This is a genomic window from Vibrio sp. STUT-A16, assembly GCF_026000495.1.
In the GTDB taxonomy this organism is placed as follows: domain Bacteria; phylum Pseudomonadota; class Gammaproteobacteria; order Enterobacterales; family Vibrionaceae; genus Vibrio; species Vibrio diabolicus.
The window spans coordinates 1,695,466-1,720,437 of sequence record NZ_AP026766.1 but is presented as its reverse complement, the minus strand read 5'-3'; the positions used below and the strand labels follow the sequence as shown (position 1 = coordinate 1,720,437).

The window sequence follows — 24,972 nt, the reverse complement described above, 5'->3', positions numbered from 1 at the left end:
TTAATTTTCATTTTGTTCTGCTATGCCAACCAAACGGAAGTAGCTTTTCTTTGCATCTCCGTCGGAGATAAGTTCCGCCAGTAACTCCGGCAGAGGCATTCCACACCAACGAATGATCTGTTCGATGGAGTAAGAAACTGGTGAGTGAGGCTCACTCTCTCTGAAGAAATCAGCCACTTGCTGCAATTGTCTAATCGCCTGCTCTCGTGATTTCATGTTTGTCGCTAATAGTGCATCAGAACTTTGTGAACTCACTTGTTGTTCCGAAGAAGAAGATTCATCCACCTCCTCCAGTTCTTCAAACACAGCTTGTGGTTGATTAAAACGCTCTCCAAGGAGATGCTTTAATGCCGAGTGTATTGATTCAAGCCTTTTTGATATATAAGAGCTAGGAGTAACATCACCTACCGCTTCATCTAATCGCTGACTGAATTCATTAAATGACTCTGTGGCGAACTCCAGATCAGCGATTAGCTCACGATAAAAGGCATCAGAGGTAGATTTAACTGTAGTTGTAATATCAGATAGCTCTGTAGCGCCAAGATCGACTCGATTTCGGCGCTTATCTTCATCTAAACGCTCCAACTCAATAGCTTGCTGATATTCCCAGTAGGCATACGCTTGCTCAACGCCTACGTCAGTAAGCGGGATACAAGCAATAGGGAAAATAAGTGTTCCTTCGCTATCGATACCATTGAGGCCAGTAATCGCCGATATTCTTGTTTCAATGCCATCCTCATCAGGCATTGGATAGAGAGCATCCCAAAACTTCTCGATGAACTCGGTTGCGAGTTTGTACCCAACGCCCATACCGCGAAAACCATACAATCGAGTTAGAGCCTCTATAAGCCAAGCAACAAACTCTAAATCTTTAGATTGATTCGTAAGTATCTCTGGTACTTCTTCTATAAATACCCGCCATAAGTTACTGTGGGTATAAATACTTTCTTCTTCTATAAGTGCATTGCGCTCTGCATTTCGCGCAGCCATACGCTGATCTTTTAATCGGTAATAAGCAGACTGTGGCGATACATCTTCTCTAGGGTCAACACCTGTGGGATTCTCTTGAGATATAGGAGTCAACGCTTGTTCATACCAATCGAACATCTCACTATTCATAAGACCTCCCTCTATGAAAAACGGGGATCGTCGCGTCTTCTCTCGTTACTGCTTCAAATTCCGTCTGCGCTTGGCGAACTTTGACTAACGCACAAGTAACGTTATCACTTGCACCTCTCACTAACGCCGAATGCATGAGCGCTAATCCTGCTTGATTTACTGAGTCCGCATACAATGTCCGGTGAATTTCATCACTCGTTAATTCTTTAGAAAGCCCATCACTACACAGAAGAAATTGATCTCCGTCAGCCAACTGCCCCGAAACTTGATCAATAGTGATACTCTCATCTACCCCAACAGCTCTGGTAATAACATTTGCGAGAGGATGTGACTCAGCATCTTCAAATGCCAATAACCCTTGATCGACTAAATCCATAACTTGACTATGATCGCGTGTTTTTTGAGAAAAATGACCATTTCTAAGCTGGTAAATTCGGCTATCACCGACCCAAAGACAGTGGTAATACCCGTCCTGGATAAACAACAAAACGAGAGTTGTTCCCATCGTTTTACCGTCTAAGTGATTTTGTGCGTATTGGTAAATTTCTAAATTCGCTGCTTGAACCACACTCCGGATATCATCGATATTGGTATTTGGGACATCCTGCATATGGCGCGCGATTCTATCCACCAGCATCTGACTTGCGATGTCGCCAGCACTATGCCCCCCCATTCCATCGGCTACAACCCAAATATGCTGCTCTGTCATATCTAAAAGAGCATCCTCGTTATAAGGACGTACTTTTCCTGCATGCGATTTAGCAAAGGTAAAATAGTTCCAATTCATTCTTCTATCCTACCAATTCCACTTTTTCCAACCGCCATCAAGCATGGCAGAAAATTGACCAATAGAAGGGAAACCGCTGGTCATAAACATACATGGTTCAACTAGAGTCGAGCCTTCAGTCCACCAAAAGCATGGCTTACTCAATTTTTCTTTAATGAGGTAATTCAAAAGTGCGCTTTGATCTACTCCACCTTGGTCATGAAAAATCGTAGATATTTGGCTTTGATAAAGAAATTTAAGAGGCCGCACTTCACTTTTTACATTCGCCACTAAATCGTTTTTTTCTTGCATGCTCTTATGCCAAACATCAAATACAAAGTCGTCCTCAAGTACTGCTAGGGCAAGAGATGCACTGTCCTCGGTCCAAGCTTTGTCCCCCCAATATTGCGCAGCTTCACCTTTTACGGCACGAGCTATAGTAAAGAAAAAGTATCTACCGCATGCATCTACACTAGGAATCATGCTACCAATGTATGTCGAGTCTTCTAAGTAACTAACATCCAGAGCAAAGTGCCACACAGGCGCGGTTAAAAAGTGCTCATTCCAACTTTCACCCAATTGTTCTCTGCTGACTGCAATAACAGCCTGCTGCCAGTCATGCCAGCGCTCTGAAAAATCTTGTGATAAGCCATCTTTCACAAAGTCTCCTTTTGCAGGCATTTTACCGATATAACCCCAGGCTGATGTTACAAGGTTCGTGGACATCTGAACCTCTCCATTTCATTTGACCAAAACGGATTAATAGCACTAGACGGAATAAGCTCTAGCTGCACCTTATTTCCCTTTAAATCAATCATAACTATGTTGTCTTTACGTGATTCTGGTCTTGCTTTAAGTGATTGATCCAAAAGCTTGAATATGCCCCACTCACCTTCATAGGTATGAGCAATTTCGCGTTTAGATTCTGGTGGTGTGAACACTATTCGAGTCTGGTCTTGACCCGCAGGCCAGCTCAAGGATTTAGCTCGTGCTGGTCCATGCTTATAAACCAAATCTTGCTTACCTAGCTCTAGAACAAACCGAGTAATGTGCTGATCCAGATACACTGGTTTCATACCGAACTCTACGCGCAATGAATTATCAGATTCAAAGAAAGACTGCCTGATACGCTTCGCTCTTTGAAAGACCATCAGCGTTTCTGGACGAACTCCAATTTCCTTTTCTAATCGCCAACGACTTTTCGAAGTATCGACAAACGGTTCAAGATACTCTTGGAAGAATGAGTCAAGCGTACCTCCATAACCAAAGAAACGTTTGAAGTCCTTCAGCCTTACTTCTCTGCTTGCATTTGGCTCGAATGGGTATCTACCCGCAATAGTCCGCTGATAAGGGCGCACCACTTGCGTAACCCAAAGCTGATTTAGATGATCTTTCGACCCGCTCTCCGCAAACTTAACTGACTCTTGAGAAAGTTCACCTAGCCATTGATTAAATGGCCTAGGCAAAAGTTCTTTAGCGCGAGCAAAGGAAGCAGCCACATCTTGTGTAACGGTCCCATCTAAAATACTTTTGTAAGCAATTTTCTGATTATTACCCGAGCTTGATAAGTCGCTTAAATACGAGCGCAAGTTAACCATCGCTTGTTGAATATCATCAAAGTCTTGTTCGCCGAGACGTAAGATCTCCGAAAAATGAGATTCGACTTCTTTACCTGGCAGTGCAACATTGAAACCATTTTCTTCAGGCAAGTACATGTCTAGTCTATCTGCCGTATTCGAAAATTTAACTTTGGCAACCTTACCAGCAACTTCAGAAGCGGCCTTCTGATTTTCTGACAATGATACTTTCGACAAACCAACTTCTTTTTGGATTGCCCTCAACAACGATTCGATTGGTCTTTCAACTCCAGATAGAACTCTAGCTTGTTCTGTTGCAAGCTCTAGGCTCGGAGCCTGCTTAAGTTGAATATCTTCGATCAGAGTTTTCCATTCATTCACATAATCTTGATAGTATCGAGATTGGACTCCTTGAATAGCGCTATCTTGATCAATTTCATGAGCCTTAAGATCGTCACCATAAACCCAGTTCTCTTCCATTAGGCTTTTTACTGTACGGTTGATCTGAATCTGAAAAATGCTATGAAAGCCATTGTACGTATAAAAGCCCGAAATGCCTTGTGATAACGGCTTTCCACTCGCTCGTTCAAACTGCTCAAGCCCTTTAGGCCCCAAGACATCAGTCAAACGAAATGAAGGAACATGACTCTTCGAAAATTGTATCTTCATTCGCTGATAAGCACGTTCTGGTAGAGACATTTGTGTCAAAACCTCGCGAGCATTAGTCACGGCAGCAGTATTATAAGAAAAGCCTTGTCCATTATTCTCTAATAAATTTTGAGTGTGCTGTAACAGACCTTTTCTTAAGTCTAGATTTAGTTCACCCGGATATTGACGTTCAAAATAAAAGTTAAACCAAGCCAACACTTCATCTTGTTGGTATTTGTCTGGATTAAATAACATCAAATAAGTTTTCAACGTTTCATACAAATACTCTCGATGCTGTTGATTACTTTCCATTTCCGTCACCAAGCTATCAAGAAGCAAGGGAGCGTAATATTGGGTCAACGCATCAGAATATGCATTGTTCGCCGCCTGTGAGACTTTATCTCCTTGATAGAGACCAAACCTTTTTACGGAATCAGCATCGCCGTAGTTGCTTTGCTTTCCTAGAGGAAGCGTCATCAATCGGTCTAATGTCTCTACGGCTGAGATAATATCCGCCTCAAAATCTAGGCTCTCAGCACCAATCATTGCTTCAATATGGCCGGCTTGCTCATTGGTATCGACAATCAACTGAGAATTCCACTTGTAGCTCATAAGCCAAAGTGCAGACGCACCTAGCAGTAGACAAGCACAGCCAATGTAAACACCTCGGCGCATCCACCCTGACTGCTTTTGATAGTGACGATTAACCGTTCCTAACAGTTGTTCCTTGAAAATAACCTTATCAAACAAGTTCTTCACGAAATAACTATGAGATCCTGTTGGGCTTTTTGCTAGAGCGAGGCGATTTAGTCCAAGTCCATTGGTCGATTCATTCATTAACTTATCGACTGGTAAGCCTTCTTGGACCGAGCTCAACATAAACACACCACGAATCAAGGCTGGCTCTTCAAAACTATTTTGTGCAAATATTTCCGCTAAAAATTCATCAAGGTTAGCTTGCAATACCCTTAGCTGTTTAGGAAATTCAAAAATAAGTGCTCGCTTCTCTAAATCATCTTCAGTTTCAAGGATTCTCAGCATTCGCGCATCAAGGCGCTCCAACATGCCATGAAATTCTTTATTGAATAAAGAAATAACCCCTCTTTCATCAGCCACTTCACGCGGAAACATGAAACCGAACAATTCCTCACGCTCTTCCTTACTTAGATCAGAGAAGAACTCATTGAAACCCGCAACTAAATCCATTTTGGTCAGTAGTACGTAAATAGGAAATTGCATCCCTAACTGATTCTTCAGTTCTTGAAGGCGCGACTTGATAGCTCGGGCATGAAGGCTTCGCTCGGTTCTTGTCTGCGACATCACACTGGCTAAACTGATCGTGACAATTGCACCATTAATTGGCCTTTGCGTTCTATATTTTTTCAACAACCCTAAGAAGCCGTGCCATGCTTTAGAGTCGACCTTTTCTTGACTGTCTTGTGTCGTGTATCGACCGGCCGTATCAATCAGAACTGCTTTATTTGCAAACCACCAATCACAATGACGAGTTCCACCGACTCCAGCAATAGAGTCAGAACCAAGGCTATCCGCTAACGGAAACTCCAGCCCTGACTGCTTTAACACTGTTGTTTTCCCTGTCCCTGGAGGGCCGATCAACACATACCAAGGCAAGTCATATAAGCTTCGCTTTCCTTTATGTGTTTTCGTTACTACTTTGACAGCTTGCTCAATACGCTCGCGCATTAAGTCAATTTCACTCGCCGCTTCTTTATCTGACTGACTATCAACCTCAAGTAACGTTTGAATACTTTCGTCTTCTTTAACTTTTTGCTTGTGCTGCTTAGTCACGTTGAATAAAGCCCACACAAACACCAGCACCAAAATCGTGACGAGTCGTTGGAAGTCGCTCTTTAGTGGCTCATATCCCGCTATCGTGATAAGTGGACCAACAACCCAAATAAAAATTGAACAAGCAGCGACACCGATAAGACCGAGAAACCACCTTTGAGTAAATATTCTGCCAATTTCTTTAATACGCATCTCTATCTACCTGTTATTAATTCGCGACAAGGAGGTCGATTTCAATTCGACGGTTAATAGCTCGGTTTTCGTCACTATTGTTTTCAACCAATGGTCTTGCATCACCCAGACCTTCTGGTATGACTCGACCTTCTAGTGCGCTATTCGAGATAAGTTGTTCAGACATAGCAGTAGCTCGAGCTAGTGATAGATGCCAGTTCGAAGGATATTTACTCGTGAAAATTGGCCTATCATCGGTATGACCTGTCACAATGATCTTGCCTTGGGTCGACTCCAACGTTCTAGCGAGTTTAGAAATTACGGGTTGGATATACGCAACAACATCAGCACTACCTGATTCAAATAGATCTTGCGACTTTAACGAAATTCTTACCCTGTCTTGCAACGGCTCGACGTTAATTAGCCCCTTCCCGATCTCGGTTGCCAGATACATAGAGATCCTTTCTGCAATTGGCGCTGATTTTGATTCTGACGTTGTATCTTGGTTAAGCTGTTGCGGTTGAACCAAATTGACTAATTGAGAAAAGGTGCGGTTGGAAGCCTTGTTTAGCTCATAGCTAAAATACATAAATATACAAACCAATAATGCAGCCGTTACGGAGCACACAACCCAGAGAGGAGCTCTGTCGGAAGCCTTAGAGCCATTCAAAATGTGTTGTTCGATACTATTGCTTAGCTCTTGAGGTATCCCTCTTCCGTAAGACTTAAGAATAGCGATAATCTGCCTTCTCAGTTTTCGGTGAGACTCCAGTCCGTTTTTTTCCAAACGATATTGGCCGAGAAACCCAAGCGATAGGCACACGTACATCAATTCAAGCAAATCTAAATTTGTATCTGGTTGTGCCATGCACTTATCAAGGTACTTAAAGAACGCTTCCCCACCCTGGCTGCTTGCATAGAAAGAACTAAGCAATGAGTCATGGCTCCAAAATGAATGCCCCCCCCAATTAGTATTGAGCACCGCTTCATCTAACGAGCAACACAAACAGTAACGAGCCGTATCAATAGTGTCCAAATCAACGTCGTGGTGGCGTAGTCGGTTCTCATAATCTCTAAGTTTTTGTGCCAACGTCTCTTTTAGAAACAACGGGTCAGAATGAGTCGCTGTCGCTCGAATTTGACCAATAATGGATAAAAGACCATTCGCTTCTGCCAATAAAGGGTTGTTCCCATAAGCAACCACTGAATCGTTATTCACCAATTCAGGACTTTTTGAGATAACTACCGTATTATCTGCTGACTTTTCTGATTGTGGTTTCGGTGCGGGTGCTCTTCCACCCGGTGTTGGTTTTACGATCGTTTGTTCCATACTGAGCACACCTATTGACTAATACTCCACAGCTCAAGGTCAGCATTCGGAAAATGCCCCGATAAATGCAGCGCAATACCACCACTGTCTTTCAGCCTCATCCAAAACGGGCCTTTCTTGACTACTTCGAAGTAGACATAACCCGTTTGGTAAGGGATCTGCCTCGGTACTACACTCAATGGCGCTACGTTTATGCCATTAATCTGATTGTTGATCAGATCACGAATCTGCTCCGCTGGTCCAAACTTGAGCTGCGCCGGGACTAAACGTCTGATTTCATCTGTTGTCGTATCAGCTTTGACCGCAAGTACAAACTGGCATGATTCAAGTAAACGCTTATCTGGAAGTGGCGTCACTTGAATTCCATATTGTCGTGGCTCCAAAGGAAGTTTGCTTGCAGTTTGATCAAGGACAACGCTCAGATATTGACTCAGAACTTGATTCAATTCGCTATAAACACTTGATACATCTAAGTGATCGTATGCAAGTAAGCTTGGCATCCTCTTGGTTTTGTCAGAAAACGTAGCTAATTCACCAATATAACCTTTCAGGATCGTAGCTAATTCCAATGGATGTAGCCTGTCTAGGTCACTAAAGTGCTTTAACATCGCCTCATACCTGTTCAACATTTGTAGCATGATGAAATCAACAGCAGATGCAGATGCGGCTTTGCCCTTAATCAATCGCTGCGCAATAACGTCGGCACGCATCTTTGTCATCGCAATAACGTTACGCAAGTAAGCCGACATAACTTTGTCGCTAAGTAAATTGATAAGCGGTGGAACATACGAATCGTCTAGTATTACTTCGCCTTCTGCCGTTACCTCTTTTATTTTCAATATCGGTAACTCAACATAACCCGCTAATTTGTCATTGCTGGCTTTCAGTTCCAGGTTTAGGGCTGCGACTTGAATCGTTTCTTCATCCTGCCCAGTGAGATTATCTATAACGTCAACGTCTTTAAGTACATAACGAGAAACGATCGCCTCACTTACATCAGAAACATTTTTACCTTTGACATTTGAAAGGGGAAGAGTGATTTTTACTAACGTATTTTCTACGTCTTTATCAATAAATAAAGGCACAACCGAATCGCTGGCTGTTAAGGTATTAACCAGAGTCATATCTGGCAAAACTGCCTCAAAGTGATCTAATTCAATCAGACCATCTTTTAATGCATGTTCTTTTACTCGACATTTCCAAACCCCCCAATTATAAGCCCCACCAAACTGATGTAAGCCTTTGAATTCTTGAGAGGTTGCGCGTTCATGTTGTTGAAAGTGCTGGGGACGTAAAAACATCCCTTCGCACCAAGCCGTCTTGGAGTATTGCGTCATTTATAATTAGCCAACTAAACGTTATTTTACGACCAAAGACAGATCTTCTAACAGAATTTGATAGGTGTTGTAACCGGTCTTATCCACTTCAATGACTTGTCGCCAATTTGAATTTTCAATATCTCGAAACGCTGCGACAATGCCTAAGTATTCAGTCTTTGGAGACATACTTGCCTGATATGTTTCTTTCTGACCTGGAGTTAATGATATTTCATATTTATTCACTAAATCAGGGCCTAAGACTTTTTCACTTTCTTCATAAATTGAAAAAAAATCCTGACTTTCAAAAAGGGTATTTGATGTTAATTCAAAAACATACACGACTACAGGGGATGGCCTACCATTGGAGTCAGGGTTAATATTGTGATTTGCTGTTATTTCTAGATCTGAATATGGATCAACAACTAAATTGGCTGCTGAGCATCCAAATAAAACCATTGAAATTAATAACAAAATGTACTGATAAACTCTTTTCATCACCCTATTTCCTAGCTTTTATTTTTTAATGCTAACTCATAGTGTTTAGCGAAATCTTCTAAATAAAATGGAGATTCTTTATTGATAATGTCATCGGATAGCTTTTCATGAATATCCTCAAACCGCTTCCAACTTTGAGCATATTTCCTTGCTGGAATAACCTTATTAATAACCGTGTCTTTAGATAAAGCTTCTGAGTATATCGACGTAGGTTCAACAAGCGACATAACACTTGAAACCGTACCCTCAACACCTTTCATTAACGCTTGTTCATGACTTTCTATATCACTAAACGCTTCTTTAATGGCTGCACTTGGCTTTAGGAAACTTGCAGTTTGACGGTTATATAAGTTATGAATTGCATCTTCTAAATTCGCAGAGAACTTCAGAGGATTATTTTCTGACTTCCGAAACGCAGTATGACTAAGTCGATTTGTTTGTTTAAATACCGCACGATTGTGCAGCGTTTCCATTAAACCAACTAACATCAAAGAAAATGATTCCCCCAGCTGTTCAAACCATTGTTCTCTGTTGTCGCTGGGAATCATCGTTGGATCAATACCCGTTCCTTTAATGAACGCCGCAAGCTCGCTCCCTTTACTATCAAATTTGGGAGCTGGCTGACGTTCTAGCTGACGTGGGGTTTCCGGTACAGGTGTAGGATCTACACTCTGTTTTTCTGGTTTGGGGATATCAATAAAATCATCGACTAAGCCAATATCTAATTGAAAGTCAGAAGGAACACTCTCATTCAAAAGCTCACTGGCACTAAGGCCGAGGTCTACAAACTCTGCTTCAGATGAACTCGAGAATGCTTCAGGTTCTGAACTGGAACGAAAGTTATTTTCCTGATTATTGAATGCCTCAGTGCTAGTTTGAATACTTACTGAAATTTGGTAATCCCCTAAACTAACCGTATCGTCGTCACTTAGTGCAATCTCATTTCCTTGGCCCACAGGTGTCACAGCGTTATTAACAAACGTGCCATTAGTTGATAAGTCTTTTATCAAGTATTTATCACCAAACTTGATGAGCTCTCCGTGAGTTCCGGATACTACTCTTTCAGGGTCTGGCAGTGTCCAATCACATTGCTCAGACCGACCAAATGTAACTTTGGCATGCTCATCACTTGATTCAAACACAAACTCACTCTCAATCTCTGGAGTAAATTTGTGAAAACTTGTTATGGTTAAAACCAACTTCATGTAAACCTCGCCAAAGACCTGCTAAATATTATTTTTAATTTTATTATTAGTCACTTTCTTATTAACAGTAAGATTAATAAAAACCTTAAACCTGCCATTGAAAATCATGCACGGAATAATGAATCATTTTTTTATCAAAGCAATCACGTAATGTTCAACAATTTTAATTATCCAACCAAGTTCAAATTTTTGACACTTAGACTTTCATCAATAAAAAAACGAATGTTAGTTTGGCCGCGAAATTCTAACATAATGACTTTTCATTGAGCAGAAAGGTATATATTCCCCCATCATTTATACGGAGTTCTTGTGATGGAAGACAGTAATAAAAACAATTCTATAAATAATAAAGATAGCGGAGACAAAACTAAAATTGTAAAGACTCAAAAACGAGACAATGCAATCCAATCAAATAAAGTTGCTAGCAATGAAGGCTCCGTTCAAAATAAAAATGAAACAAATACAAAACTGTCTCAAAAAGAAAACACTCCGTTAGTTAATAAGAAAACAAACAATAAAAATAACACATCAAATAATGACAAAGATGTTATTAATGAGAATTTAATAGGCACAACTGTCAAAAATCGATATGAAATCGAGTCGGTTCTTGGCCATGGCGGACTTTGTGATGTTTATTTGGCTAAAGATAAGATATTAGAATCTTCAGGTTCAGAAACCCCTTACGTAGCATTAAAGATTTTACAAAAAGAGTTTGCATCTCAACCAGAGACTGCACGCATGTTGATACGTGAAGCTCAGCAAACACAAAGATTAAGCCACCCTAATATTATTAGGGTTTTTGATTTTGGTGTTGATGGCGAAATATATTTCTTAGTGATGGAATATATTAACGGGGAAACATTAGAGAATTTAATACAACGATCTAGGCCGCATGGGCTGAAGTTTAACGCAACTTTATCGATTCTAAATCAGGTACTTGACGCGCTGTCTTACGCCCATTCACTTGGTGTCGTGCATGCCGATTTAAAGCCCGCTAACGTCATTTTAACGTCTGAAGGTAATGTTAAATTACTCGACTTTGGTGTATCTAAAACTCATCAATTAAAGCAAGATCAATACGCAGCTAAACGTAAATCCGAAAATGTGGAGACTCTTGGCTATACTCCAAACTACGCATCGCTCAACTTGTTGTCGGGTAAAGAGCCAAACTTAAGCGACGATATGTTTGCGCTATTTTGTATTGCTTACGAGTTATTGAGTTGCAAGCATCCTTATTCAAGAACTCCTGTTAATGAAGCTCTCAAAAAGAAAATGAAGGTCTCGAAACCTACTAATATGCCAGCATCTAAGTGGCCTATCTTTGCACGCGTGTTTTCAACTGGCATCATCCCCAAAGACCTTACCCCAGAGCAGTTAAAACAAAAGTTGAACTTGCGATATTGGCCTATCGTTAGCGGTGTAGCTGCAAGCGTACTATTGGTTACCGGAATCGTGTTTGGCTATCAACAACAACAAGAAACCATCTCTGATTTAGAAATAGCTATTAACAAGCAAAATGATCAGATTAATGGGCAGGAATGGTTGCTTGATACACCACCAGAAAAAAGCTTGTCACTGATTAATAGTGAGAAAAACTTACACCCGGTGATTAAAGCTGGCTTACTACGACAGCACAAGAGCTACCTTCTAAGTGAGTTTGAATCTGAGATTGATCAGGTTCTGAATTCTGATGCTAACAACTATCCAAATTATGATGAAATCGAGTCTGTACTAAACAAAGCAAAAGCCTACTACCCTGACTCACATAAAATTGAAGTTCTGGCGTTAGATATTCAATCAAGCAAGCACTCCACATTGCTTTCGATAGCCAGACAAATCAATAGCCAACTGGAAAAGTCTCGATACAGTAAAGAAGAAGGCAGTAAGTCCGTCTATGAACTGAAAGATGAGTTAAATCAAATTCATCAGGATTACCCATTTACACCAAGCTCATTATCTAGCGATGTTTTTGGTAAACACCTAACTGAAGCACTCAAAAATAAAGATGCTGCAGCACTTGTTGCGCTAATTAAGGTTGGGAATACTTTCTTCTCAAACGTTGAAGAGCATCAAAACAACTTAAAAATAAGCAACGCGATGAAAGATGCAGTTCTCGAAATGAAACTGTATGAGACCGCGCTAGACTCTAACGATCCTCTACCATTTCCGGACGAGGCTGCTCGAATTTTGTTCCAAGAGGAATTTGAAAACTTCTATTACCGCCTAGAAAAGGCAAGAACAACAACTCACCTCGATAACTTAGTGAAAGATGTTGATCAGTTTTCGAAGAACTTTCCTATCGGTTTTCAAGATATTAACGATTTGAGATTCAAAACTGCAGATAAATACCTGCGCTTCTCCGACATACTGCTCAATAAGAGAAGGACCACAAGCGCAAGGCGCGCAATGAAGAAAGCGAACGAATTAATGAGACAGGTAGAACAGGACTCCAAGCAAAGCTAATTGTACAAAAGGGGCGCAAGGCCCCTTTTTTGCGTCAAGCTACTTGCCATTATGCAACTAGGTTGCTAGCTTGTATTTGTACTCTATTAGGAGAGTTAACCTTGACTGAAGGAATAGTCAAAGTTGGCGAGCACTTGGCTTACTTGTTTGATGATTACTTTAAACTAGGTAGACAAGACTGTTCCCAACCCAGCATTTTATTTGGAACCCACTATCACGTAACTTGTGTTGCCACGACACGAGTGCAAAATGCTTTGCACAAAAGATTAGATCATAGACACTTGTATATAAGTCAAAGTGTACCGAACAATAACTTTGTTTTTATGAGTCTAGCTCAAGTGATAAGCACACTGTTCAGCGCTCAACTCCCCCCACTTCAACGTTCCTATCCGATACATTTTTCTACCTCGCGGTTAGTCAGAGGTAAACATGATTAATTTTGATGTTCTCAATAAATACATGGAGAACGACGTAGATCTTATCGTCACCGTTTTTTCCACATACTTAGAAGACCACGCCAATGACATACAGCGTATCAATGAGTTGTACGCAAACAAATGTTGGCCGGAACTCTACTTATTGGCTCACAGTCTAAAGGGCATTCTAGAAAGCTTTGGTGAAGAAACCGCTGTCATTGTTTTCACAAAAATAGAAGCAGAAACAAGAAACGATAACGAGCCAGATAGCTCAGATATAGCTATAGTTACTAAAGAGCTAGCTGCCATTAATCAACAAATCTTTGCTTACTTGAAGAATATGCAATAAAACAAATTAAGGCTTAACTGGGGGAAATATGGCAATGAACAATAGCAATTTCAAGGAGCTGATTGAGTCTCTCAAAGACTTAACGCCAACTCAAAAGAGGTACTTGCTTAGTCGTACAAAGATGGCGTTAGATGATGAGAGCAATATGCTAAACATCAGTGATATACTGACACCAGAAGAGTTGGAAGCATTATTGTCACCTGCACCAACCACAAATACAAAATAACAATAACATACAACGTAACCGTCAGATTAACGCTAGGGACCAGGTGGGGTGAATAGATCTTGCTTGGTTGTTAGTTTTTCGCCGTTCCTCTTCACTAAAACAAACGTGTTTTTTCCAATCTCTTTTTCTAACTTGAACTGATCAGATAATTGAGCGACTAACATCAGTCCACGACCTGAAGCAGACCAACTATCATCATCCATTAAGTTAGGAGCCTCAATCTGTTTATTTTTATGTTGGTTGAATGTCATTTCATTGATTGACGCTCCGTAGTCAGAAACCCTAAGTTCAATGAAATCTGACATTGGGTCACATCTAATCCTACACTCCACGTCTATCGGCTTGCCTTCAATTTCACTGTAAGAATGGATGTAAGCATTGTTCATAAGCTCAACAACACAAAGCTCCAACGACTGAGCCGTACTTAACGATACTTGATTATCCATTAAAAACTTAGCAACCTCTTTGCTCGCACTTCGAGAGCGAGTAAGGGATCCACCGTAAGTTCGTTTAAACTCGCTCTGGAACATTCTTTTCCTTTATCCCTAGGCTATCAGCCACGCCACCTTACTTGTAAAAGACTCGCATCATCATCAAACTCATCTTTGTTCTGCCACGATTGTACTTGTTCAAAGACACATCTAGCCTGCACTTCTACTTCTAATTGCGAAGTACAAACAGCTTTTATACTTGATGCCAACCTTTGTACTGAAAACATCTCCTCACCTCTCCTTGCTTCTATCAAACCATCCGAATAAAGCCATACTACATCTCCCTCACTCAGAATAATTTGATTACCAACGTACTCCATCGGCTGCAAAGCGCCAATCATAAAGTTGTCTTCACCCGCCAGCTCTGTAGTTTCGGTGCTCGCTCGCCAAACAATGAACTTAGGATGACCAGCAGTACAATAGCGAAGTTGTCCTGATTCTGTATTAAGAATGGCATAAACCATGGTGAAATAAAGCTGACTGTTCCTAGTTTGCTGATACCGTCGGTTTAGCCGATCAATAACGGCTGCTGGTTCACTGATACAGTAGTCGCCATCTCTTAGCTCCATGGTTATCGAATCAGGTCCCAGATTTTGAGATAACGTCTGTTGGATAGAAAAAGCCATCAAAGCAGACGAAACACCATGGCCTGAAACATCGAAAACATAAAATGCGACATGTTGTTCATCAAGCTCAAAATACCCCAACATGTCACCACCAATCTGGGAGCACGGTTTGTAGGCGTAACTAAATTGCATGTTCTGGATCGACGACTCCGCTGGGAGTAGTTGCTCCATCAGGTGACTAGCAGACTGTAAATCTTGATGGATCATTCGATAGGCTGCATCTAACTCTTTATTTCTCTCAACGAGTTTGTTGTGCAGTTCTAAAGTACGAAACCCCGCGCGGATTCTGGCCTGAAGTTCCTCTACAGACGTCTTCTTATCCACAAAGTCATCTGCGCCAGCATCGATGCCTTTCACGATCGAGCTTTGGTCATTTCTAGAGGACAATAAAACAAAGAAAATGTAACGTTCGCTAACTTGTGATTTTAATTGCCGACACAGCTCAATACCATTAATGCCAGGCATCATTAAGTCACTAAGTACAAACTGAATATCTTTGCGATAAGTCAGCACTTCAAGTGCGGATTGTCCGTCTTCAACAGCAATAACTTCATATCCCTGCTTTTCTAATGCACTGCTGATATAAAGTAGTACTGTTTTACTGTCATCGACCAAAAGAATGGATTTCATTCGCCTCCTTAAGACGGTAGTCGGGCACGCTAACGCAGAACACTAGTCACTGATTGCTCATTTCTAAAACGACTATAATCTTCAGCTAATAACTGGTGTTGATATCGAGTGTAAGACAGCGCCTCATTGGAGATTAATATCTGATGCTCTTTCTCTATTAACTGACTTTGCAGTTTTTCAATCTGTTCATTCTGCTGTGTGTTATTGAGGTACAGCGTGACGAGACCAAAGACCGAAACCATTAAAAGAGCAATAAGAACATTATTGATAGTTTTAACTTGAATACGCATGACCTCTCCTTGTCTATTAATAGACTTCCCACTATGAAAAGAACGTCTACAGACTAAGAGCGCTAGGCTCTAAAACGCATTGAAGCCCATTGAGGTTGTTTTTCCAATTATAGGCGATAGGAGACGAAATAAGAAAAAAGCTGAAGAATTTGAATATCCTTGTGAATTCGAAAGGCAATAGCAGCGAGCAATGATCTACTCGCTGCTGGTACATCAACCTAGAAATGCAGGCCGAGCTGAAACTTGCTCATACCAACGCGCAATGTTTGGTGCAGTAGTAAGCACATCGATTTCTAGGCCTTTAATTGCAAAACCAATCAAAATAAAGCCTGTAATATCGACGATAGTAAAATGGTCAGCGGCAATGAACTCGCTTTCACCAAGTCGCTTATCTAACAACGGTAAAAACTCTTGCACGCGCTGCTTGGACTCTTCGCCCCACTCTTTAACACAACGCTCTCTATCTTCATAGATAGCTGTGATGTTTCTAAATGCTTGAAAAGCGGCATATAGACCTTGAAACTCCACCACGCGATGCCACATTTCCACTTGCGCACGCTCAAGTTGGTTTGCCCCAAACAACGCCAAATCGTTTTCAAACGCTTCATCGAGATAGCGGCAAATTGCGACGCTCTCACAAATCGTCGTGCCATCTTCAAGCTCAAGCAATGGCACTTTTCCATTGACGCTTTTTTTCTTGAAATCTTCCGCTAGATTTTCGCCGTCACGCACATTTAAAGCGATGCGTTCAACATCGCCACCAATTTCCTTTAAAAAAATGCTAACTCGCTTACAACTTGGAGTTATCGCGGTTTCGTAGAGCTTCATTTTATATCCTTTTTCTTTTTCTAACCGATTGGTTAGGATATACTGTAGCCAGTTTATAAACGATCAGTCAAGAACTTCATTTCCCAAAAGTTGATCAATAAGTTTAGGAGTGGTTTGAGAAAAACCGCTCAGGTAGGTACACATATGGCAAGAAAAGCCAACTTCGATCGAGAAGAAAAACTATTAGTCGCTATGGACGTTTTTTGGCGCAAAGGTTTCGCTAATACATCCATTTCTGATCTCACCGACGAGTTGAACATTAACCGCTTCAGTCTTTACAACACCTACGGTGACAAGCAACAGCTTTACTACGAAGCGCTCGATACCTACTTGAAAAAGGTCTCGCTACCGTCACTGAATGATTTGGAAAAAGACGACGCGTCTTTACCTGAATTGGAATCGTTCCTTAAATCTTTTGCTGAGCTGCAACGCAAACGCAACTGTGGGTGTTTTATTCAAAATGCGTTGATTGAGCACGCTGGCGAAGACGATGACGTACTGCGCAAAGGGCATTTTTTGTTTGACCATCTTATCGACATCATTGCGGATGCACTAACCAACGCGCAAAAAGAAACGTTAGTGCCAAAAACGCTGAAACCAGAAGAGCTCGCTCGTTTTGTTCTCAACAACATGCAAGGTATGCGCGTACTTGGCAAAGCCAAACGTTATGCCGATTTGGATACGGCGCTTTCCTGCTTGCTGGTTTTAATTAGGAAGTAATATGTCGATTGAAGTGATAGCAGTTCGTCTTACCAAAGGCATGGACTTAAAGCTGAGCCTAGCGAAATTGGTCGCGGAGCACGATGTCAAAGCAGGCTCGATTGCTTCATGCGTTGGCTGTATCTCTCACCTCAACCTTCGTTTAGCAGGTGCAGAGAGTACGTTAACCAAACAAGAGCCATTTGAAATCGTCTCTGTGATGGGAACCCTAACGCCTGAACATCAACACGTTCATATCTCGGTGTCTGATCGTGGAGGACGAGTCTGGGGCGGGCATTTAATGGAAGGCACGGTTATTGATACTACCGCAGAATTGATCATCCATTCTTACTCAGAGCTTGAGTTCACTAGAGCGATGGACGACTCGACTGGCTATACCGAACTACAAGTGAATCCTTCCAAATAATAAAAAAGCTCCAGAGCCTTACAGTGTGGTCTCTGGAGCTTTATTCACTTATCTCTTGCGCCAAGAATTTACTTATCCCAAGCAATATTCGGGAATCATTCTTCGGCTAAGTAACAAACCTGATTATCGTCGACCGTCACTTGCCACGTTTTTAGACAGTGCGCTTCGTCTTCCAAACACTGCCCACTCTTTAAGCTGAAATGCTGTTTGTACAGTGGTGACGCAACACACATCTCACCATCGATATCACCGACAATCCCTCGACTCATCACATAAGCCTTACCAATTGGGTCCCAATCTTGAACGGCGTAAACGCCGCTATCAGGAATGCAGAATAACGCGACATGCTCGCCTTCAATTAACACAGTGGCACCGATGAACGGCATTAGGTCATCAAGCTGACACAATTTCACTTTGGTTAAAGCTGCCATTTACACCTCCTGTTTCACTGGAATACGCTGACCGCGCACACGTTGGTACGGCAAGACTTTGCTGCCCGACGTGCTGTTCAAGAAAGGACGGAAGCGTTGCAATTTTTGAGGATTATCCAACGTACTCTTCCACTCACATTGATAGGTATCTACGACTCGTGCCATTTGTTCATCCAAAGAATCACATAGGTTGAGAGAGTCATCCAGAATAACTTGTTTAAGGTAATTTAAGCCCCCTTCCATGTTCTCCATCCACACTGACGTACGCTGCAAGCGATCAGCGGTGCTGACGTAGAACATCAATACTCGGTCAATCATGGTGATCAACTCTGATTTGGATAAGTCGGATGCAAACAAATCAGCGTGTCTTGGTCTCATGCCGCCATTACCACAAACGTATAGATTCCAGCCGTTTTCGGTGGCGATCACCCCAATGTCTTTACTTTGCGCTTCTGCACACTCACGAGTACAGCCCGATACGGCAAACTTAAGCTTATGGGGCGCTCGCAATCCTTTGTAGCGGTTCTCTAACTCAATGGCTAATCCGACCGAGTCATCAACACCATAGCGACACCAAGTAGAACCCACGCAAGATTTCACGGTGCGCACCGATTTGCCGTAGGCGTGCCCTGTTTCAAAACCAGCATCAATTAAGGTTTGCCAGATTTCAGGAAGCTGTTCTAACTGCGCGCCAAATAAATCCACGCGCTGACCGCCAGTGATCTTGGTGTACAGATCGTATTGCTGAGCGACTTCACCAAGTACGATGAGTTTGTCTGGTGTAATTTCGCCCCCCGGAACACGAGGTACAATCGAGTAAGAGCCGTCTTTTTGCAGGTTTGCCATAAAGGCATCGTTAGAATCTTGTAGAGATTGATGCTGTGGCTCCATGATGTGTTCATTCCACAAAGAAGCAAACACTGATGCTGCTGTCGGCTTACAGATATCACACCCATGCCCTTTGCCATGCAGTGCGATTAAGGTGTCGAAGTCTTTGATCTGTTCCACTTGGCAAATATGGAACATCTCTTGCCGACTCAGCTCAAAGTGCTCACAAAGGTGGTTGTTAACCTCTACCCCCATGGCTGCCAATTGAGTATCCAATACCGATTTGACCATATTGCTACAGCCACCACAGCCAGTACCTGCTTTGGTGTTGGCTTTAAGATCCGTCAGGTTGGTGGTGCCAGCTTGTATCTCGGCAACTAAGTCGCCTTTTGTGACGTTGTGACAAGAACAGATAATGGCGCTGTCTGGCATCTCTCCATCAAGCATTCCGGTGTCAAACAGCAGGTTCGCCGCGTGGTCTGGCAGGACCGTTTTGTTCAAATAACACTGTAAGAGCGCATCGTAATCGCTGTTGTCACCAACGAGAATCGCACCAAGCAATTGGGTGCCGCTCGCATCAACCACCAGCTTTTTGTAGATGCCTGCAACCGCATCTTGCAACACCATTTCCTGTGCGCCTTCGGTTTGCATTTGTGCATCTCCGATAGACGCCACATCCACCCCAAGCAGCTTGAGTTTGGTGCTCATGTCCGCATCTTTAAAACCTTCGCTCGGCATTCCAGTCAAGACATCGGCGGTGGTTCTCGCCATGGTGTAACCGGGTGCGACCAAACCAAAGATCTTCTGCTCCCAAAGGGCACATTCGCCAATCGCGTATATGTTCTCATCGCTGGTTTGGCATCGGTTATTAATCACAATTCCGCCTCGCTCGCCTATTTCTAGCTCTGCCAGCCTTGCTAATTCATCTTGAGGGCGAATACCTGCGGAAAAGACTATGACATCCACTTCGAGAGGATTTTTGTCTTTAAACATCATACGATGTTTAGCCGTCTCACCATCGCAGATTCGTTCCGTATCCGTTGAGGTGTGAACGGTTAGTCCTAGCGCTTCAATCTTCTCTTTTAGCACTAAGCCAGCACCATCATCTAATTGCACGGGCATCAGGCGAGGCGCAAATTCAATAACGTGAGTTTCTAGCCCCAATAGTTTGAGTGCATTTGCCGCTTCTAAACCCAGCAAGCCGCCGCCAATCACTGCGCCCGTTCTTGCGCCTTCACATGCCTTTTTGATTTGTGAAAGGTCATCAAGCGTGCGGTAGACAAACACGTTATCGCGGTCTTTACCTTCAATTGGCGGCACAAACGGGTAAGAACCGGTCGCGAGCACAAGTTGGTCGTAACCCAACACATCTTCACCATCAAGTATGATGCGCTTTTGCTCTCTGTCGATGCCAGTTACTTGGCTACCAAGTACGAGTTGGATGCCATGCATGTCGTACCATTCTTGATTACTCAGCATCAAATCATCATGAGACTTACCCGCAAACAAAGAGGACAACTGCACACGGTCATACGCGATAAAACGCTCTGCACCAATCACGGTAATTCGGTGCTCCAAATGCGCGTTTTTCTGCACTAATTGCTCGACGAGGTGTTGCCCGACCATACCGTTGCCTACCACAACAATGTGACTCAATGCGTTCTTTACTGGAATCGTTAAAGGACTGTTCATCGCTGCCTCCTTATGCCGTTTGCGCTACGGTTTTGGGTTTGTCTTCTTTCGAAACAGGAATCTCGACTTTGGATTGCTTCTCGTAAAGGAACTTCAGCACCGCTTGTCGACACTTCTGATACTGCACATCATCCGCCAGTGCCACACGCTCACGAGGGCGCGGTAGATTCACTTCTAACACTTCACCAATTGTTGCTGCCGGTCCGTTAGTCATCATCACGATTTTGTCGGATAGCAACACCGCTTCATCCACGTCATGGGTAATCATGATGACGGTGTTGTTTAGCTCGGCTTGGATCTTCATCAATGCATCCTGTAAGTGCGCACGTGTTAACGCATCCAACGCGCCAAATGGTTCATCCATCAGCAAAACCTTTGGTTGAAGTGCCAGTGCTCTGGCGATGCCGACTCGCTGTTTCATACCACCCGATATTTCATCCGGCTTTTTGTGCGCGGCATGCTGCATTTGAATCAACTCCAAGTAGTGATTCACTTGTTCCTGAATCCACGCTTTGCCCTTTTTGCCGGCAATTTGTTTTACTGCGAGCTCAACGTTTTGATACACGGTGAGCCAAGGCAATAATGAATGGTTTTGGAACACCACTGCGCGGTCTGGTCCCGGCCCTGCCACCTCTCGTCCATCGACGATCACGCCGCCGTCTGTTGGCATGTGCAGCCCTGCGACTAAGTTCAATACCGTTGATTTACCACAGCCAGAGTGGCCAATCAGGGATACAAACTCACCTTTATTGATTTGTAAATCGACGTTCTTTAGTGCGATGAACTCGCCATCTGGCGTTGGGAATCGCATCCCTAAACGTGTTAGATCTAATAATGCTTTTTCCATGATCGTTTCCCTTATCTCAACGCTTGTTGTTTATTCCAAGACAGCCACTTTTGAAGTTGCAGCATGCCTCTATCGAGCATCAAACCGATAAAACCAATGGTGATGACTGCCACCATGATGCGACCCAATGACGCTGAACTGCCGTTCTGGAATTCATCCCAAACGAACTTTCCTAACCCAGGGTTCTGCGCGAGCATTTCTGCCGCAATCAACACCATCCAAGCGATACCTAAAGAGAGACGTAAACCTGTGAAGATCATTGGAATGGCAGAAGGTAAAACGATGGTGCGAATGTGCTGCCACCACGAAAGTTGAAGCACTTTGCTCACGTTGATTAAGTCTTTATCAACGCTCGTTACACCCACAGCGGTATTAATCAGCGTCGGCCATAAGCTACACAGCGCCACTGTGATCAGTGAGTTGATGAACGACTTAGCAAACATCGGGTCATCACTCACATAAGTAGCACTCACCACCATAGTAACGATAGGCAGCCAAGCCAAAGGTGATACGGGCTTGAGCAATTGAATGATTGGGTTGAACGCTTGATACAGCCCTTGATTAAGACCAAGCACGATGCCAAGTGGAATCGCGATAACCGTCGCCAGCAGAAAGCCCGCTGTCACAGTCACTAAGCTCGTCACGATTTGGTCGAAGAACGTCGGTTTACCTGTGTAAGGACGAATCTTCACTTCCGCGTCTGGATTCTTGGCTAACTTCGCAGCATTGCGTTTTTCCTGACGTTCGATAAACGCTTGTTCTTTTTCTCGCTCTTGCCAATGGTCATCGACAAGGTTGCTGAACTGCTGAAAAGTTTGCACAGGTCCCGGTAGCGTACCTAATGAGGTTTGCACTTCTCTCGCTGCTAAGTGCCACATTGCCAAAAAGATCAACAAGCCAATGACGGGCAAAAGCACCAACCGACTTCGGTTCACTACCTGCTTCGCAGGAAAAAGGGAAATGACATTACTAGACATACTCACTCCTAAGAAATTTACATCCTTGTTACCACAAGCGAATCCCCTCGCCTGTGGCGTTTATCGTTATGGTTAAACCTTGTCTTTTCCTTTAAGCCCGATAGAGAACTTCTCTAGATATTTATTTGGCTCACGACCGTCATAAACGATGTTGTCGATAAAGTGTGTTTGTGGCGCACGGAAACCATCTTCAGCACTGAAATCTGGGAAGTCTTTTTTGCTCAACACACCATCTTCAATTAGCGCTTGAGCTGCTTGTTGGTAGATATCTGGACGGTAAACCTCTTTTGCCGCATCCATGTACCAATCATCGGATTTCTCGCTTGAGATCTGTCCCCAGCGACGCATTTGGGTCAGGTACCAAATCGCATCGCTGTAATACGGATACGTGGCGTTATGACGGAAGAACACGTTGAAGTCTGGCACGTCGCGTTTATCACCTTTCTCGTATTCAAATGTGCCGGTCATTGAGTTAGCGATAACTTCGGCATCGGCTCCCACATACTCGCTTTTTGATAGCATCTTCACTGCTTCTTGGCGGTTGGCATTGTCGTTTTCATCCAACCAATGTGCAGCTCGAATCAAGGCTTTCACTACGCGAATGTGCGTGTTTGGATACTTCTCAGCCCAAGCTTTGGAAACACCAAATACTTTCTCTGGGTTGTTCTTCCAGATTTCGTAGTCGGTCACGACGGGCGTACCAATGCCTTTGAATACGGCTTGTTGGTTCCATGGTTCGCCTACGCAGTACCCTTTGATCGTGCCCGCTTCCATTGTCGCTGGCATTTGTGGTGGCGGTGTAACACTCAAAAGAACGTCAGCATCCAACTGGCCACTGTTGTCACCGGATTCTGGTGCATAAAAGCCTGGATGAATCCCACCTGCCGCTAACCAGTATCGCAACTCGTAGTTGTGCGTCGATACAGGGAACACCATGCCCATGTTGAACGGGTTGCCTTTATCCAGATAGCTGTCGACAACTGGTTTTAAGGCATCTGCTTTGATTGGGTGAACAGGCTTGCCATCTGGTTGTTTTGGAATGTACTGCTTCATCTGCTCCCAAGTATCATTGGAAACCGTGATTGCGTTACCGTTCAAATCCATACTGAACGCGGTAATCACTTCTGCTTTTGTGCCGACACCAATCGTCGCGCCCAATGGTTGACCAGCAAGCATGTGAGCGCCAGCAAGCTCACCATCGATGACTCGGTCTAAGAGCACCTTCCAGTTTGCTTGCGCTTCTAAAGTGACGTACAAGCCTTCGTCTTCAAAAAAGCCTTTCTCATAAGCAACCGCCATCGGTGCCATATCGGTTAACTTAATAAAACCAAACTTCAGGTCTTCAATTTCTGGCTCACCCAACTCTGCCTTTACGCTGACCGTGGTGAATACCGATAACGAAATTGCTGACACTTTCAGCATCGAACTCCATTTCATTGGTTTGCTCCCATAAAAAAAGCGCCACTACTCCGAAGAGCAGTAGCGCCGTTGCTAAGTCTACAATTACCGCCGTTGATAATTGAGATAAGCGATTCAACAATAAACCCGTTTTAACTAATCCAAGTACTGTGCCAACTTATTTTCTACTTTAAATACAGCACATTAGAGTCTACCCTCGTAACCAAGCAACTGTTTTTGCTTGCTGTTAGTGCAACACGCACCACGGTAGAATTTCTGCCATAACCCCAAAGTAGTAGAGAAGTTAATCCATTAACTGCAATGCCGTAATCAGATTCTTCGCCACTTGTGAGAGCGTTTGGCTCGATTGCATGGCTGAATTTCTAAGCGCTTTATAAGCCTGATCTTCATCAACACTGTGCATCTTCATCAGCAGACCTTTGGCTTTTTCCACCAGCTTGCGCTCTTCAATCTTATGGGTCAGCGATTCAATTTCCGATTGCATACTTTCGAATTTCGCTCTCACTAATGTCGCATGTTCAATCCAGGGTTGAAGTGCAAACTCACTATCATGTGGCATGAGAACATAGTCCATTTTTTCTGATAACCGATTGATATCATTGGATGATAGTTGCTTCAGCACGATAAGGAGTGGTGCCGATTTTCTGCGACAGAAATCGACAATCAAACGCAGTTCCGCCGTCGGCTGCTGCCATCCGACTACAACGCTTGCAGTGCTCTCTCTCTGCATCAGCTTTTCTAGTTGTGCCAATTGGCAGCCAACGATGTTGTCGTAATCTTTGCTCAACAAGCCGGACAGTCGAGCCTGCTCTTGAAGGCTATCACAGCACACTATGATGGGTGTTTTTGACGTTGATCGAGTCATGCACATTCCTTGTTTATATCTCACTCACT

The 24,972-nt window shown here is 43.1% G+C and carries 23 protein-coding genes; 5 read left to right on the top strand and 18 right to left on the bottom strand.

The genetic code is table 11. The features are described 5' to 3' along the window. From tssA to tagH, 8 genes are read right to left on the bottom strand one after another with little or no spacing between them, the layout of a single operon-like run. A complete protein-coding gene (tssA, locus tag OO778_RS24360) occupies positions 1–1,119 on the bottom strand; it encodes a type VI secretion system protein TssA (RefSeq protein ID WP_074189671.1) in 1,119 nt (372 codons plus the stop codon). Next, a complete protein-coding gene (locus OO778_RS24355) occupies positions 1,112–1,906 on the bottom strand; it encodes a protein phosphatase 2C domain-containing protein (protein WP_074189672.1) in 795 nt (264 codons plus the stop codon). Before OO778_RS24355 ends, tssA begins: the two co-directional genes overlap by 8 nt. Before the next feature lie 9 nt (positions 1,907–1,915). Next, entirely contained in the window at positions 1,916–2,611 is a 696-nt protein-coding gene (gene tagF, locus OO778_RS24350; protein ID WP_074189673.1) for a type VI secretion system-associated protein TagF, read from the bottom strand. Continuing rightward, entirely contained in the window at positions 2,593–6,111 is a 3,519-nt protein-coding gene (tssM, locus tag OO778_RS24345) for a type VI secretion system membrane subunit TssM (protein ID WP_074189674.1), read from the bottom strand. Before tssM ends, tagF begins: the two co-directional genes overlap by 19 nt. Before the next feature lie 16 nt (positions 6,112–6,127). After that, complete coding sequence (gene tssL / locus OO778_RS24340; RefSeq protein WP_046875354.1) at positions 6,128–7,420, bottom strand: type VI secretion system protein TssL, long form; 1,293 nt, start codon at positions 7,418–7,420, stop codon at positions 6,128–6,130. An 11-nt stretch (positions 7,421–7,431) separates the two neighbouring features. Further along, complete coding sequence (gene tssK / locus OO778_RS24335; RefSeq protein WP_242657399.1) at positions 7,432–8,721, bottom strand: type VI secretion system baseplate subunit TssK; 1,290 nt, start codon at positions 8,719–8,721, stop codon at positions 7,432–7,434. A 57-nt stretch (positions 8,722–8,778) separates the two neighbouring features. Further along, positions 8,779–9,234 carry a type VI secretion system lipoprotein TssJ gene (gene tssJ / locus OO778_RS24330; RefSeq protein WP_005395676.1) on the bottom strand — a complete coding sequence of 152 codons (456 nt, stop codon included), beginning with the start codon at positions 9,232–9,234 and terminating at the stop codon, positions 8,779–8,781. Between the two features lie 11 nt (positions 9,235–9,245). Next, positions 9,246–10,439: a type VI secretion system-associated FHA domain protein TagH gene (gene tagH / locus OO778_RS24325; protein WP_074189676.1), complete on the bottom strand. Its 1,194-nt coding sequence runs from the start codon at positions 10,437–10,439 to the stop codon at positions 9,246–9,248. Positions 10,440–10,751: 312 nt separating this feature from the next. Between tagH and OO778_RS24320 the strand changes: the two genes are divergently transcribed. The 3 genes from OO778_RS24320 to OO778_RS24310 all read left to right on the top strand — a co-directional run bounded on the left by OO778_RS24320 (position 10,752) and on the right by OO778_RS24310 (position 13,893). After that, on the top strand, positions 10,752–12,902 hold the full coding sequence (locus OO778_RS24320) for a serine/threonine-protein kinase (protein ID WP_192943735.1): 2,151 nt from the start codon (positions 10,752–10,754) through the stop codon (positions 12,900–12,902). Positions 12,903–13,331: 429 nt separating this feature from the next. Next, on the top strand, positions 13,332–13,667 hold the full coding sequence (locus OO778_RS24315; protein WP_005395669.1) for an Hpt domain-containing protein: 336 nt from the start codon (positions 13,332–13,334) through the stop codon (positions 13,665–13,667). A gap of 34 nt (positions 13,668–13,701) precedes the next feature. Further along, positions 13,702–13,893: a hypothetical protein gene (locus tag OO778_RS24310; RefSeq protein WP_012842175.1), complete on the top strand. Its 192-nt coding sequence runs from the start codon at positions 13,702–13,704 to the stop codon at positions 13,891–13,893. A gap of 32 nt (positions 13,894–13,925) precedes the next feature. On the opposite strand, the gene OO778_RS24305 is transcribed toward OO778_RS24310, so the two are convergent. The 4 genes from OO778_RS24305 to OO778_RS24290 all read right to left on the bottom strand — a co-directional run bounded on the left by OO778_RS24305 (position 13,926) and on the right by OO778_RS24290 (position 16,758). Further along, positions 13,926–14,423 carry an ATP-binding protein gene (locus OO778_RS24305; RefSeq protein WP_005395666.1) on the bottom strand — a complete coding sequence of 166 codons (498 nt, stop codon included), beginning with the start codon at positions 14,421–14,423 and terminating at the stop codon, positions 13,926–13,928. 23 nt (positions 14,424–14,446) lie between these two features. Beyond that, positions 14,447–15,640 (bottom strand): SpoIIE family protein phosphatase, encoded by a 1,194-nt coding sequence (locus OO778_RS24300; RefSeq protein WP_264911999.1) that lies wholly within the window; start codon positions 15,638–15,640, stop codon positions 14,447–14,449. Between the two features lie 29 nt (positions 15,641–15,669). Further along, positions 15,670–15,930, bottom strand: a complete 261-nt coding sequence (locus OO778_RS24295) for a hypothetical protein (protein WP_074189679.1) — start codon at positions 15,928–15,930, stop codon at positions 15,670–15,672. A gap of 213 nt (positions 15,931–16,143) precedes the next feature. After that, positions 16,144–16,758, bottom strand: a complete 615-nt coding sequence (locus OO778_RS24290) for a glutathione S-transferase (protein ID WP_074189680.1) — start codon at positions 16,756–16,758, stop codon at positions 16,144–16,146. A 144-nt stretch (positions 16,759–16,902) separates the two neighbouring features. Between OO778_RS24290 and OO778_RS24285 the strand changes: the two genes are divergently transcribed. After that, a complete protein-coding gene (locus OO778_RS24285; RefSeq protein WP_005395660.1) occupies positions 16,903–17,478 on the top strand; it encodes a TetR/AcrR family transcriptional regulator in 576 nt (191 codons plus the stop codon). 1 nt (position 17,479) lies between these two features. Further along, the gene (locus tag OO778_RS24280) at positions 17,480–17,884 is read left to right on the top strand and encodes a PPC domain-containing DNA-binding protein (RefSeq protein ID WP_074189681.1); all 405 of its coding nucleotides are present in this window, start codon (positions 17,480–17,482) and stop codon (positions 17,882–17,884) included. 95 nt (positions 17,885–17,979) lie between these two features. Here OO778_RS24280 and nirD read toward each other — a convergent pair whose 3' ends face one another. The 6 genes from nirD to OO778_RS24250 form a co-directional block, all read right to left on the bottom strand. Further along, positions 17,980–18,315 carry a nitrite reductase small subunit NirD gene (nirD, locus tag OO778_RS24275; RefSeq protein WP_074189682.1) on the bottom strand — a complete coding sequence of 112 codons (336 nt, stop codon included), beginning with the start codon at positions 18,313–18,315 and terminating at the stop codon, positions 17,980–17,982. Further along, complete coding sequence (gene nirB / locus OO778_RS24270) at positions 18,316–20,835, bottom strand: nitrite reductase large subunit NirB (protein ID WP_074189683.1); 2,520 nt, start codon at positions 20,833–20,835, stop codon at positions 18,316–18,318. A gap of 10 nt (positions 20,836–20,845) precedes the next feature. Beyond that, positions 20,846–21,682, bottom strand: coding sequence for an ABC transporter ATP-binding protein (locus OO778_RS24265; RefSeq protein ID WP_074189684.1), 837 nt, complete (start codon positions 21,680–21,682; stop codon positions 20,846–20,848). Positions 21,683–21,693: 11 nt separating this feature from the next. Further along, a complete protein-coding gene (locus OO778_RS24260; RefSeq protein ID WP_012842517.1) occupies positions 21,694–22,659 on the bottom strand; it encodes an ABC transporter permease in 966 nt (321 codons plus the stop codon). Between the two features lie 72 nt (positions 22,660–22,731). Further along, a complete protein-coding gene (locus tag OO778_RS24255; protein ID WP_258642321.1) occupies positions 22,732–24,096 on the bottom strand; it encodes a CmpA/NrtA family ABC transporter substrate-binding protein in 1,365 nt (454 codons plus the stop codon). A gap of 265 nt (positions 24,097–24,361) precedes the next feature. Further along, on the bottom strand, positions 24,362–24,943 hold the full coding sequence (locus OO778_RS24250; protein ID WP_047009256.1) for an ANTAR domain-containing protein: 582 nt from the start codon (positions 24,941–24,943) through the stop codon (positions 24,362–24,364). Positions 24,944–24,972 lie beyond the last annotated feature (29 nt).

What these genes read in the sequence shown, in the direction of transcription:
- nirD (WP_074189682.1), bottom strand. Translation starts at nt 18,315, where the DNA reads ATGGCAGCTTTAACCAAAGTGAAATTGTGTCAGCTTGATGACCTAATG.
- OO778_RS24295 (WP_074189679.1), bottom strand. Translation starts at nt 15,930, where the DNA reads ATGCGTATTCAAGTTAAAACTATCAATAATGTTCTTATTGCTCTTTTA.
- tssK (WP_242657399.1), bottom strand. Translation starts at nt 8,721, where the DNA reads ATGTTTTTACGTCCCCAGCACTTTCAACAACATGAACGCGCAACCTCT.
- OO778_RS24310 (WP_012842175.1), top strand. Translation starts at nt 13,702, where the DNA reads ATGAACAATAGCAATTTCAAGGAGCTGATTGAGTCTCTCAAAGACTTA.
- OO778_RS24250 (WP_047009256.1), bottom strand. Translation starts at nt 24,943, where the DNA reads ATGACTCGATCAACGTCAAAAACACCCATCATAGTGTGCTGTGATAGC.
- OO778_RS24300 (WP_264911999.1), bottom strand. Translation starts at nt 15,640, where the DNA reads ATGAAATCCATTCTTTTGGTCGATGACAGTAAAACAGTACTACTTTAT.
- tssA (WP_074189671.1), bottom strand. Translation starts at nt 1,119, where the DNA reads ATGAATAGTGAGATGTTCGATTGGTATGAACAAGCGTTGACTCCTATA.
- OO778_RS24315 (WP_005395669.1), top strand. Translation starts at nt 13,332, where the DNA reads ATGATTAATTTTGATGTTCTCAATAAATACATGGAGAACGACGTAGAT.
- OO778_RS24265 (WP_074189684.1), bottom strand. Translation starts at nt 21,682, where the DNA reads ATGGAAAAAGCATTATTAGATCTAACACGTTTAGGGATGCGATTCCCA.
- tssL (WP_046875354.1), bottom strand. Translation starts at nt 7,420, where the DNA reads ATGGAACAAACGATCGTAAAACCAACACCGGGTGGAAGAGCACCCGCA.
- OO778_RS24285 (WP_005395660.1), top strand. Translation starts at nt 16,903, where the DNA reads ATGGCAAGAAAAGCCAACTTCGATCGAGAAGAAAAACTATTAGTCGCT.
- tssJ (WP_005395676.1), bottom strand. Translation starts at nt 9,234, where the DNA reads ATGAAAAGAGTTTATCAGTACATTTTGTTATTAATTTCAATGGTTTTA.
- OO778_RS24305 (WP_005395666.1), bottom strand. Translation starts at nt 14,423, where the DNA reads ATGTTCCAGAGCGAGTTTAAACGAACTTACGGTGGATCCCTTACTCGC.
- OO778_RS24255 (WP_258642321.1), bottom strand. Translation starts at nt 24,096, where the DNA reads ATGAAATGGAGTTCGATGCTGAAAGTGTCAGCAATTTCGTTATCGGTA.
- tagH (WP_074189676.1), bottom strand. Translation starts at nt 10,439, where the DNA reads ATGAAGTTGGTTTTAACCATAACAAGTTTTCACAAATTTACTCCAGAG.
- tagF (WP_074189673.1), bottom strand. Translation starts at nt 2,611, where the DNA reads ATGTCCACGAACCTTGTAACATCAGCCTGGGGTTATATCGGTAAAATG.
- OO778_RS24280 (WP_074189681.1), top strand. Translation starts at nt 17,480, where the DNA reads ATGTCGATTGAAGTGATAGCAGTTCGTCTTACCAAAGGCATGGACTTA.
- OO778_RS24260 (WP_012842517.1), bottom strand. Translation starts at nt 22,659, where the DNA reads ATGTCTAGTAATGTCATTTCCCTTTTTCCTGCGAAGCAGGTAGTGAAC.
- nirB (WP_074189683.1), bottom strand. Translation starts at nt 20,835, where the DNA reads ATGAACAGTCCTTTAACGATTCCAGTAAAGAACGCATTGAGTCACATT.
- tssM (WP_074189674.1), bottom strand. Translation starts at nt 6,111, where the DNA reads ATGCGTATTAAAGAAATTGGCAGAATATTTACTCAAAGGTGGTTTCTC.
- OO778_RS24290 (WP_074189680.1), bottom strand. Translation starts at nt 16,758, where the DNA reads ATGAAGCTCTACGAAACCGCGATAACTCCAAGTTGTAAGCGAGTTAGC.
- OO778_RS24355 (WP_074189672.1), bottom strand. Translation starts at nt 1,906, where the DNA reads ATGAATTGGAACTATTTTACCTTTGCTAAATCGCATGCAGGAAAAGTA.
- OO778_RS24320 (WP_192943735.1), top strand. Translation starts at nt 10,752, where the DNA reads ATGGAAGACAGTAATAAAAACAATTCTATAAATAATAAAGATAGCGGA.